The organism is Evansella clarkii (assembly GCF_002019695.1).
Lineage (GTDB): Bacteria > Bacillota > Bacilli > Bacillales > Salisediminibacteriaceae > Evansella > Evansella clarkii.
Genome location: NZ_KV917376.1, coordinates 204,618 through 216,107 on the forward strand (window position 1 = coordinate 204,618; position 11,490 = coordinate 216,107).

An 11,490-nucleotide genomic window follows, 5' to 3' on the forward strand; every position below is an offset into this window, starting at 1 on the left:
TCCCCTTCTTCCTATACTTTTACCTTTTCATACGGATGGTCTGATTCCGGGTAGATTTCCGTTGGATACTGGCCTGTAAAGCAGGCAAGACACTGGCCGTGGTTTTCCTGGTCCCCAGGTCTTCCAATCCCTTTCATGAGGCCTTCCGTGCTTAAAAATTCAAGGGTATCCGCTCCAATTTCCTGGCGGATTTCCTCTACTGTTCTGTCCGCTGCGATTAATTCGCCTTTTGTAGATGTATCGATTCCGTAAAAACAAGGGTTCGTAATCGGCGGCGCGCTAATGCGCACATGAACTTCTTTCGCTCCCGCTTCACGCAGGAGGCGGACAATCCGCCGGCTCGTTGTGCCGCGGACGATGGAGTCATCAATCATGACGACTCTCTTTCCTTCCACCACTCCTCTTACTGCGGAAAGCTTCATTTTTACCCCTTGTTCTCTCAGTTCCTGTGACGGCTGTATGAAAGTTCTTCCTACATAACGGTTTTTAATTAAACCGAGCTCGTATGGAATTCCTGTATGTTCCGCATAGCCAATTGCTGCTGAAATACTGGAATCAGGAACTCCGGTTACCACATCCGCTTCAACAGGAGCTTCAACTGCAAGCTGTCTGCCAAGATTCTTCCTCGCATGGTGTACGTTAATCTTGTCAACGTTGCTGTCAGGACGGGCAAAATAGACGTATTCCATGGAGCAGATGGAACGTTTCGGCGATAAAGCGAAACGTTCGCTTTGAAGTCCATCGTCATCAATAATAATTAATTCTCCCGGCTCAACCTCACGCTCGTATTCTGCGCCGATAATATCAAAAGCACATGTTTCAGAAGAAATAACATACGCATCTCCAAGCTTGCCGATGGAAAGAGGACGGAGTCCATTCGGGTCAAGAGCTGCCATCAGTTTCCCCTCGACCATAACCATGAAAGCATAGGCACCTTTAACCATTGTCAGCGCATTTTTCACCCGGTCTTTTATATCCTCAAAACCGCTTCTTTTAATAAGGTGGGCAAGTACTTCCGTGTCTGATGTTGTCTGAAAAATACTTCCCTGCCTCTCCAGCTGATGCTTTAATGCGCTGGCATTTACGAGGTTCCCATTATGGGCTAAGGAAAGACCGCCTGTCTGCGAGTTGAAGAGAAGCGGCTGAACATTGATAAGGTCACTGTCGCCGGCAGTAGTATACCTTACATGGCCGATAGCCCCTTTGCCGCTGAGCTTCTCGAGAGCTCCGTCATTAAATACATCGTTAACGAGTCCAAGGCCTTTATGGACTTTCAGCTTTTCGCCATCAGTAACAACAATTCCCGCGCCTTCCTGTCCCCGGTGCTGCAGGCTGTGCAGGCCGTAATAAGTGATAGCGGCCGCATCTTTATGCCCCCATACTCCAAACACTCCGCATTCTTCATTTAATCCTTTGATTTCACCAAACATGGGATGGCACCTCTCCAAATATCTTCCAGTTCCACTGTCTGTTCCTGTAAAATCGGTTTTCCATTACTATCAAGCACTTTCAGTTGTGCTTCATCAGTTACTTCACCGATACAAACAGCTTCCGGAATGTAATTTTCAAATCTGCTCTGCTGCTCTTTTGAAACTGTAAGGATGTAACGGGACTGAGTTTCAGCAAAACATTCTGCAAGCACGTCGTCTCCGGTCAATTTCACTTCTGCTCCAAGTTCTGTTCCAAACAGAGATTCTGCAAGAGCCACAAGGAACCCACCCTCAGCCATATCATGGGCTGAAGCAACTGTCCCCCCCTGGATTGCTTCGAGTACCTTTTCCTGTCTGTCCTTTTCAACTGCCATATCAATTTTTGGAGAATGGCCGAAAATGGATCCTTCCTTCATTTTCTGAAGCTCGCTTCCTCCAAAATCATTGCCTGCTTCCCCGACAATATATATTAAATCTCCAGGCTTTTTAAAACGCTGAGTTGTAATATGCTCTGTTTGTTCAATAAGGCCAACCATGCCGATAACCGGTGTTGGATAAACAGCCGCACCGCTTCTTTCGTTGTATAAAGAAACATTTCCGCCGATTACTGGTGTTTCAAGCTGTTCACAAGCTTCACTTAAACCATCTGTAGACCTTTCAAGCTGCCAGAAGATTTCCGGGTTTTCCGGGCTTCCGTAGTTAAGGCAGTCTGTCACTCCAAGAGGCTTCGCACCTGAACAGACAAGGTTTCTAGCAGCTTCTGCAATCGCAATCTTACCGCCATTGTACGGATCAAGATACAGATACCGTGAATTACAGTCCGTTGTCATCGCCAGTGCTTTATCCGTTTCACGGATTCTCAGGACAGCCGCATCAGAACCAGGTGCAACAACTGTGTTTGTTCGTACCATATAATCATACTGGTCATAGACCCATTCCTTGCTTGCAATAGTCGGCTGACCTAAAAGTCCTTTCAGAGTTCTGCTGAAATCTTCCACTGCCGGACGATAATCTTTCTTCTCCTGGAATTCCCGGAAATAAGCCGGCTCAGAAGATGGCTTATGGTAAACCGGTGCCTCTTCAGCCAGGGCGTCAACCGGAACATCCGCCACTACATCTCCTTTATGAACAAGGCGCAGTTTTTTATCATCAGTAACCCGGCCAACGATCACAGCCATCAGGCCCCATTTTTCAAAAAGCTCGATCATTTCCTGTTCACGCCCTGCTTCCACTACAAGGAGCATTCTTTCCTGTGATTCGGAAAGCATCATTTCATAAGGAGTCATGCCTTTTTCACGCTGTGGTACTTTATCTAAATCCATTTCAATTCCAGATCCTGCTTTACTCGCCATTTCTGCAGAGGAAGATGTGAGGCCTGCTGCTCCCATATCCTGAATACCCACTAGTGCATCATTTTTGACTGCTTCCAGACAGGCTTCCATAAGAAGCTTCTCCATGAATGGGTCTCCTACCTGTACTGCAGGACGCTTTGCTTCAGAAGCTTCGCTAAGCTCCTCGGAAGCAAATGTTGCCCCGTGAATTCCGTCGCGTCCAGTGCTCGCCCCTACGTAGATCACAGAGTTGCCGACACCCTTTGCCTGCCCCTTCTGGATATCCTTATGGTCAATAAGTCCGACACACATAGCATTTACAAGAGGGTTTCCTTCATAGCAAGGATCGAATTGCACTTCTCCGCCTACAGTCGGGATGCCGATACAGTTTCCGTAGCCTGCAATACCTGCAACAACTTCTTCAAACAAGTACTTAACACGGGGGTTTTGAAGTTCGCCGAAACGGAGGGAGTTAAGCATCGCAACAGGGCGTGCTCCCATGGAAAACACATCACGGATAATTCCTCCAACACCAGTAGCTGCCCCTTGATATGGCTCAATAGCTGACGGGTGGTTGTGGCTCTCAATCTTGAAAACTACTGCCTGCTCGTCGCCAATATCAATAATGCCCGCGCCTTCTCCTGGTCCCTGAAGCACTTTTTCACCGCTTGTCGGGAACTTTTTCAGAAGCACCTTTGAGTTTTTGTAGCTGCAGTGCTCAGACCACATCACTGAAAAGAGGCCCGTTTCTGTGTAGTTGGGAAGCCTTCCAAGAATAGACTCCACTAAAGAAAACTCTTCGTCTGTAAGTCCCATTTCAGCGTAGATTTTCTGATCCTTAATTTGCTGGGGAGATGGCTCATGAAGTAATTGCATTTCGTTCCCTCCAATGGCTTAAAATCGATTTAAACAAAGTAAGTCCGTCTTTTGAACCCAGCAGTTCATCAACCGCCCGCTCAGGGTGCGGCATCATGCCGAGAACATTCCCTTCTTTATTAACAATTCCGGCAATTCGCTCAACAGATCCGTTAATATTCTCTTTATATTTGAAAACAATCTGGTTATTTTCAGTTAACGCTTCAAGAGTCACCGGATCACAGTAATAGTTTCCTTCACCGTGCGCTACCGGAATCTTAATTTCCTCGTCTTTTTTATAGCCTTCTGAAAAAATAGTTTCATTGTTTTCCACAACAAGCTCAACAGAACGGCATATAAATTTCAGGTTTTCATTTCTTCGCATTGCACCAGGAAGCAGCCCTGCTTCAAGGAGTACCTGGAAGCCGTTGCAGACACCGAGGACAGGCTTCCCTTCTTCCGCTGCTTTGATTACTGCATCCATGATCGGTGAGAACCTTGCAATCGCTCCGGATCTTAAATAGTCCCCGTATGAAAAGCCCCCCGGAAGGAGTATACCGTCAAAGCCTTCTAAACTTGTTTCATGATGCCATACGTAAGAAACTTCCGCACCTAGCTCATCTTTTACCGCATGGTACATGTCAATGTCACAGTTTGAGCCTGGAAAAACGATTACTGCGAACTTCATTGGGAGACGACCTCCTCAATTTCATAGCGGTAATCTTCAATTACTGTATTAGCAAGAAGCTTTTCACACATGTCCTTCACTTCAGTCTCCACTTTTTCTCTCGACCCTTGTATCTGAAGCGTCATCACTTTACCGATGCGCACTTCTTCAACTCCTTCATAGCCAAGGTGATGAAGTGAATTTTGAACTGCCGCTCCCTGAGGATCCAGTACGCCTTCTTTTAAAGAAACATATACTTTTACTTCGAACATGTGTCTACACTCCCTAGTCGTTTTAATATAGTTTCATAGCCATCCTGCAAGTTTCCTGTACCGAAACGGAATAAATCTTTATCAAGTGATTCGCCTGTTTCTTCGTCCCACAGACGGCAAGTATCCGGGGAAATCTCATCTGCGAGGAGAATCCTGCCTTCAGCATCCCTGCCAAATTCCAGCTTAAAATCTACTAATGAAGTCCCTATAGCAGAGAAGATAACCTTCAGTTTCTCATTAACTTTTAAAGCAATTTGCTTAATTGTTTCCAGCTCTTCTTCAGCCGCAAGCTCCATCACTTTGATATGTTCATTGTTAATCAGCGGATCTCCGAGACTGTCATCCTTGTAATAAAACTCCAGTACTGGCTCAGGAAAAACGGTTCCCCGTTCCATACCAAGGCGTTTTACCAGGCTTCCTGCGGCGATGTTTCTCACCACTACTTCCAGAGGTACGATCTCCACTTTTTTGACAAGCTGCTCGTTTTCAGAGATTCGTTTAATAAAGTGGCTGTCAATACCGTCCTGCTTGAGGAGGGAAAAAATAAGAGAACTGATCTCATTATTAAGTCGCCCTTTTCCTTGCAGAACATCCTTTTTTTCACCGTTAAAGGCAGTTGCATCATCCTTATATTCCACCCAGTACTGGTCCGGGTACTCGGTTGCGTAAATCCGCTTTGCTTTTCCTTCGTAAAGACAAGCCCCTTTATTCAAAGTAATCCCTCCGTAAGTCAAAATATTAGCAATCTTTTTTATGGGGGAGGGGGAGTTCCCCTCCAGATCTTTTTATAAAAATCATGTCGCTCGCAGCTTAATTTAAACCAAGCCGGTCAAAGATGGTATCTACGTGCTTCAGGTGGTGGTTGTAATCAAAGCAGTCATCAAGCTCTTCTTCTGAAAGATGCTTCATAATCAGTTCGTCTTCTTCCACGAGAGAACGGAACTGCACTCCCTTTTCCCATGCCTCCATCGCTTTCGGCTGTACGAGGTCATAAGCTTCTTCTCTTACCATCCCTTTATCAATCAGTGTTAAAAGCACACGCTGAGAATAAATCAGGCCGTACGTGCGTCCCATATTACGTTTCATATTTTCCGGGAACACAGTCAGGTTTTTGACGATATTTCCGAAACGGTTCAACATGTAGTTAAGAGCGATTGTCGCATCTGGCAGGATGACTCTTTCAGCGGAAGAGTGGGAAATATCTCTTTCATGCCAGAGAGCCACGTTTTCGTAAGCTGTCATCACATGCCCGCGAAGGACTCTCGCAAGGCCTGTCATATTTTCCGAACCAATTGGGTTACGCTTGTGAGGCATCGCGGACGAGCCTTTCTGGCCTTTTGCGAAAAACTCCTCCACTTCCCTTGTTTCACTTTTCTGCAGACCGCGGATTTCCACTGCCATTTTTTCAATGGATGAGGCAATCAGAGACAGGGTAGCAACATAGTGTGCATGACGGTCCCGCTGCAGCGTCTGAGTGGAAATTGGCGATGCTTCAAGACCCAGTCCTTCACACACATATTTTTCAACGAAAGGATCGATATTCGCGTAAGTTCCTACAGCACCGGAGATTTTTCCAACACGTACAGATTCAGCAGCATGACGGAAACGCTCCAGGTTCCGTTTCATTTCCTCATACCAGAGTGCAACCTTCAGCCCGAAAGTAGTCGGCTCGGCATGGACTCCGTGAGTACGGCCCATCATGACAGTAGTTTTATGTTCAATCGCTTTATTTTTCAGTATTTCAATGAAGTTCAGGATATCTTTCTCAAGAATTTCATTGGCTTGTTTCAGTAAGTATGAAAGTGCTGTATCAACTACGTCCGTGGATGTAAGACCATAATGTACCCATTTTCTTTCTTCACCAAGAGTTTCAGATACTGCTCTGGTGAAGGCTACCACATCGTGGCGTGTCTCCGTTTCGATTTCAAGGATTCGTTCCACGTTGAAACCTGCGTTTTCTCTGATTTTTTTCACATCTTCTTTTGGAATGTCCCCAAGCTCGGCCCAGGCTTCACAAGCTTGTATTTCTACCTCCAGCCATGCATTAAAACGGTTTTCATCCGTCCAGATTGCTCCCATTTCCGGTCTTGTATAACGTTCAATCATCTTAATTTCCTCCTGTTGTAATTCGTCTCATGCTTTCTTCGCTGCTCCAGATTGGAGAGTCATTTACTTCTTTCAGCGCTTCTTCAGTTGTTTCGGCAAGAACATTCACATGCCCCATTTTCCGGCCTGTCCTCGCTTCGGCTTTGCCATACAGATGGAGGTGGGCGCCCTTAATTTCACGCACATGCTCCATGACTTTTTCCATGTGTTCTCCTAATATGTTAACCATGACGACAGGTTTTAACAGCTCCGTGCTGCCAAGGGGCCAGCCGCACACCGCCCGTATATGCTGTTCAAACTGGGATGTTGCACAGGCATTTATTGTGTAATGCCCTGAGTTATGCGGCCTCGGTGCCAGCTCATTCACATACAGTTCCCCATCCTGCCCCAGAAACATTTCCACAGCAAGTGTTCCGATTAAGTTAAAAGACATAGCAAGGTGCTTGGCAAGTTGTTCAGCTTCTTTCTCTGTCTCTTCTGTTATCCTTGCCGGGACAATTGTTTTATGGAGAATATTATTTTTATGGATGTTTTCAGCTACCGGAAAAACAGAAAGCTCCCCATGGACACTTCTCGTTACGATCACTGAGATTTCCTTCTCAAAACTAATCCATGATTCTAAAACGAAAGGCCCTTTATCCTGCATTTCTCCCCATGCCGCTTCCAGTTCAGCTGCTTCCCTGATGACCCGCTGCCCTTTTCCATCGTATCCGCCTCTTGTTGTCTTTAGTACTGCCGGGAGACCAAGATCCTCCGCCGCTTCCTGCAGCTGAACGTAAGTTTCCACAGGCTGATAAGGAACAACCGGAACACCGAATGAAGCTATCGCTCTTTTTTCCTGGATTCTGTCCTGCGTGATTGCAAGAAGATCGCTTCCCTGCGGCAGGTACATTTGCTGTTCCAGCCACGTGGCGGTTTTTGCATCAATATTTTCAAACTCATAAGTTAGGATGTCACAAAGCTCCGCAAGCTTTTCTGCTCCCGCGAGGTCATTGTAAGCCGCTTCAACCTGTACATCCGCTACCTGCCCGCATGGAGAATCAGGTCCTGGCTCCAGTACAGCTACTCTGTAGCCCATCTCCCTCGCAGACAGAGCCATCATTCGCCCGAGCTGTCCGCCTCCGAGAATTCCAATTGTCTTTCCTGGTTTAATCCAGTCCTGCTTCATAACAGTTCACCATTTTCCAGCACATCTTTTCTCTTTGCCTCCCGGCGTTCTTCCAGACGCTGCCTCAGTTCCTTATCATAAACTGCGAGCTGCTGCGCTGCCAGGAGAGCAGCATTTATCGCTCCTGCTTTTCCAATAGCTACTGTGGCAACCGGCACTCCTGCAGGCATCTGTACAATGGAAAGAAGGGAGTCCATTCCGTTCAGTGCCTTCGACTGGACTGGTACGCCAATAACAGGCACTGTTGTTTTCGCCGCCACCATTCCTGGAAGATGAGCAGCACCTCCTGCACCTGCAATAATGACTTCGATCCCTCTGTCTGCAGCTTCTTCGGCATATTGAAACATGTAATCAGGTGTTCTGTGCGCCGAGACTACTTTTTTTTCATATGGAACTTCAAGCTCTTCAAGCGTTTCCGCTGTGTGTTTCATAGTTTCCCAGTCTGAAGTTGAGCCCATAATGACACCAACCTTAGCCGACATAACAATGAACCTCCTTATTTTACCCCTTTTATGAATTACCTTGCCGCAATTGTCTTATATTTTTCCAGAGAGTACCTTAACTGCACGACTTTTGCCAGTATCCCTGCCTCAAAGCATAGACAATCCCGCCCTGTCCGGGCAATAAAAAAACGTGTCCATTTGGCCAGTGAGGGGACAAACGAACACGTGTGTACAAACTTCGTTGCAGTACAAACTCCCTCCAATTGTCCCGAATTATTCGAGCAGGAGCAGGCACTCTACGCGCAGTCACCCTCATAGTCCGGTGATTTAAGGTCTCCGGGTAGAAACTTCTGGGCCATATTCCCATGATTATATGAGGTCGTATATTCATTTTTAACTGGTTCTATCATAACAATACCAGATGAAAAAAGTCAACCAAAATTCGAACGATTTTTCATGTCTCCGGTCTATTGTTCGTGTTTTGACTTAATTACATTGTGGTTTGTCCTGTATTTGTTCACACTTGTCCTCTGTATAAGAACAAACGGTTATTTCCTCAGGCGGTTATGCAGAAAGATGGACTCAGCCTTTTCATCCTGCTACGCTTTAAAGATAACATGGAACGACTTTTAAAAAGCATAACAAAGGTCAGATATTTATGAAACCTTATATCTTATTAAACTTAACGATAATTTTATTTTCCGGAAATATTGTGGCAGGAAGGGCAATCAATGAACTCCACAGTGGCAATTTCAATAATGGAAAACAGTCGGTTTACTTTAATCTATTAAATTGATAAAATATCAAAAACCTTCATTACTCTATATACAGAAAGAGGCTGACAGATGGAGAATCCGAAACTGAAAAAACTAAGCGAAGAATGGCTTCCTGAAGCAGATATTGAGCAGCTGCAGGAGAAAATGGAAAACGGGGAAATAACATCGAGAGAGCTTGTATTAATGTATTTACACCGAATAGCTTCCATTGACAGACACGGCCCTGCCCTCAACTCCGTCCTCGAGATTAACCCGGACGCACTGCAGATCGCTGAGGCTTTGGACGCTGAAAGACGGCAAAAAGGAAGCCGGGGTGCCCTCCATGGAATTCCAGTTCTTATTAAAGATAATATTGCCACACATGATAAAATGCACACAAGCGCCGGCTCACTCGCTCTTGCTGACTCCTATGCCAAGGAAGACTCCTTTGTTGCAAAACAGCTCAGATACGCTGGTGCAGTTATACTGGGAAAGACTAATATGACAGAATGGGCCAATTATATGACGGTGGGCATGAAAAACGGCTACAGCTCCCGGGGAGGCCAGGTTATCAACCCTTACGGCAGTGACTTCGATACAGGAGGATCCAGTTCAGGGTCTGGCGCTTCCATTGCCGCCGGACTTGCAGCACTAGCTGTCGGAACAGAAACATCAGGTTCGATACTTAGCCCTGCAAGCCAGCATTCTCTCGTAGGTGTAAAGCCCACAGTCGGTCTGATCAGCCGGACAGGTATCATTCCTATCTCCCACACGCAGGACACCGCCGGTCCAATGACAAAAAACGTGAAAGATGCTGCCATTCTGCTCAGCAGTCTGTCTGAAATTGATTTGGAGTACCCAGTTACGGAATCAAACACAGAACTAGCCGGAGTTGATTTCACTGAATTCCTTGATGAGAACGGCCTAAACGGCGTTAAAGTCGCAGTGGCACGGAAGACGTATTTTGAATACCTGACTGAAGAAAAAAAGGAAATCCTCAACAGGGCGTTAAGTGTTTTGGAGACGCAGGGGGCAGTTATTATTGATAATGTGGAGATCCCAACCACTAAAGCGAAGTGGACTTACGATGTACTTACTTATGAATTTAAAGCCGGATTAAATGCATATCTCGAGCGATTTGCCGGAAACCCCGAAATCCGTTCTCTGGCAGATGTAATCAACTTTAATTTTGCAAATCAGAAAGCAATGCTCAAGTATGGCCAGTCACTGCTCCTTGCTGCGGAAAATACGAGCGGCACATTAACAGAGCCGGATTATATTTACGCTCTCGAACGAGACCAGTATTTATCAAAGGAAAACGGAATTGACGCAGCATTGGCAAACAACGGAGCGGATGTCCTTGTTTTCCCGAATAATTACGGGGCTTCTATTCCAGCAAAAGCAGGTTACCCGTCAGTAACTGTTCCGGCAGGCTACACAGAGGAAGGGGAACCAGTAGGATTAACATTTACAGGAAAGGCATATTCTGAAGCGCAGCTGCTGAAGTGCGCGTATGCCTTTGAACAAGCTACGAAGCACCGGAGAGCTCCGGTACTGTAGTCAGGAATTTCTATTAAATTAAACTTCTAAGAAGAAGAGGGTGTCCCAAAAGCCTAGCTTTTGGTGACACCCTCTTTCTTACCTTTAGTCAACGCATTTTTGTTAATTTCTTTTACATTTCATTTTTGGGTGTAGGAGGAAGGGGGACCCCGTCCTCCTACACCCAAGTTTTTGTATCACAAAAAGACCTTACGCTTTCCTGTTTTTCGAAAGGTCAATGTGCTATAGTTGAATCAAACTTCGTTACGATCTTTGAGCTGGTAGTGCGGACTCATAATCGTACAATATGCCGTGTGTGATAAGTTGAAACGTCACTTTCAGGAACTTATTCATACACGCCACAACAGCGACCTTATGAGGCTTACTCTGAGGTTGCTTTTTTAATTTGTAATAATAGTCCACGAAGTGATTAGGTTTTCCTTTTGCCATAAGCATTGAACAAATCATAAAAAATAAAATTTTCCGCAGCTTCTTATTACCTCTTTTATTTATTCGATCACGATATTGCATATTACCGGATTGATAGCGCATGATATCAATGCCCGCGTAAGCGTTTAACTGTTTGGCGTTTTTAAAACGGCGGATATCCCCTAGTTCGCCAATCAGTCGACACGCTGTTGAATCTCCGATTCCTGGAAATGAACGCAAGACCTTATATTCTTTTCTCCCTTCTGAGATAGTTACCATTTGTTTGACGAGCTGAACCTTTTTCTCCATCAAATCCGCAATACGTCGAGCATAATCCCTTGCTTGATCACAACGAATGTCCGACGGATCAATAGCTGGATACGAATTTTCGGCAGCTTTCAATAATACAATGGCTTTCTCCTCTGCGCGTTTTAAAGATAAATTCTTTCGGGTGTTCTCTTTCAAACGGTTTTTAATAATCGTTTTTGAAAGTGC

General features: G+C 45.6%; 10 protein-coding genes and 1 riboswitch. Of the genes, 1 reads left to right on the top strand and 9 read right to left on the bottom strand.

The window, feature by feature from the left end; genetic code table 11:
- Positions 1 to 11 precede the first annotated feature (11 nt).
- The 8 genes from purF to purE all read right to left on the bottom strand — a co-directional run bounded on the left by purF (position 12) and on the right by purE (position 8,311).
- Complete coding sequence (gene purF, locus BK582_RS00825; RefSeq protein ID WP_078592552.1) at positions 12 to 1,430, bottom strand: amidophosphoribosyltransferase; 1,419 nt, start codon at positions 1,428 to 1,430, stop codon at positions 12 to 14.
- Positions 1,406 to 3,637 (bottom strand): phosphoribosylformylglycinamidine synthase subunit PurL, encoded by a 2,232-nt coding sequence (gene purL, locus BK582_RS00830; protein WP_078592553.1) that lies wholly within the window; start codon positions 3,635 to 3,637, stop codon positions 1,406 to 1,408. The genes purF and purL overlap by 25 nt, the downstream gene beginning before the upstream one ends.
- On the bottom strand, positions 3,621 to 4,304 hold the full coding sequence (gene purQ / locus BK582_RS00835; RefSeq protein ID WP_078592554.1) for a phosphoribosylformylglycinamidine synthase subunit PurQ: 684 nt from the start codon (positions 4,302 to 4,304) through the stop codon (positions 3,621 to 3,623). The genes purL and purQ overlap by 17 nt, the downstream gene beginning before the upstream one ends.
- On the bottom strand, positions 4,301 to 4,555 hold the full coding sequence (purS, locus tag BK582_RS00840; protein ID WP_078592555.1) for a phosphoribosylformylglycinamidine synthase subunit PurS: 255 nt from the start codon (positions 4,553 to 4,555) through the stop codon (positions 4,301 to 4,303). Before purS ends, purQ begins: the two co-directional genes overlap by 4 nt.
- Complete coding sequence (gene purC, locus BK582_RS00845) at positions 4,543 to 5,274, bottom strand: phosphoribosylaminoimidazolesuccinocarboxamide synthase (RefSeq protein WP_420841242.1); 732 nt, start codon at positions 5,272 to 5,274, stop codon at positions 4,543 to 4,545. Before purC ends, purS begins: the two co-directional genes overlap by 13 nt.
- Positions 5,275 to 5,365: 91 nt before the next feature.
- A complete protein-coding gene (gene purB / locus BK582_RS00850) occupies positions 5,366 to 6,661 on the bottom strand; it encodes an adenylosuccinate lyase (RefSeq protein WP_078592557.1) in 1,296 nt (431 codons plus the stop codon).
- Between the two features lies 1 nt (position 6,662).
- Positions 6,663 to 7,829, bottom strand: a complete 1,167-nt coding sequence (gene purK, locus BK582_RS00855; RefSeq protein WP_078592558.1) for a 5-(carboxyamino)imidazole ribonucleotide synthase — start codon at positions 7,827 to 7,829, stop codon at positions 6,663 to 6,665.
- Positions 7,826 to 8,311, bottom strand: a complete 486-nt coding sequence (gene purE / locus BK582_RS00860) for a 5-(carboxyamino)imidazole ribonucleotide mutase (protein ID WP_078592559.1) — start codon at positions 8,309 to 8,311, stop codon at positions 7,826 to 7,828. Before purE ends, purK begins: the two co-directional genes overlap by 4 nt.
- Before the next feature lie 256 nt (positions 8,312 to 8,567).
- Positions 8,568 to 8,669: riboswitch (purine riboswitch) on the bottom strand.
- Between the two features lie 448 nt (positions 8,670 to 9,117).
- Between purE and BK582_RS00865 the strand changes: the two genes are divergently transcribed.
- Complete coding sequence (locus BK582_RS00865; RefSeq protein WP_078592560.1) at positions 9,118 to 10,587, top strand: amidase family protein; 1,470 nt, start codon at positions 9,118 to 9,120, stop codon at positions 10,585 to 10,587.
- A gap of 243 nt (positions 10,588 to 10,830) precedes the next feature.
- On the opposite strand, the gene BK582_RS27745 is transcribed toward BK582_RS00865, so the two are convergent.
- Positions 10,831 to 11,490, bottom strand: a 660-nt coding sequence (locus BK582_RS27745) for a transposase (protein ID WP_244895305.1), incomplete at its 5' end; no start/stop codon positions are given.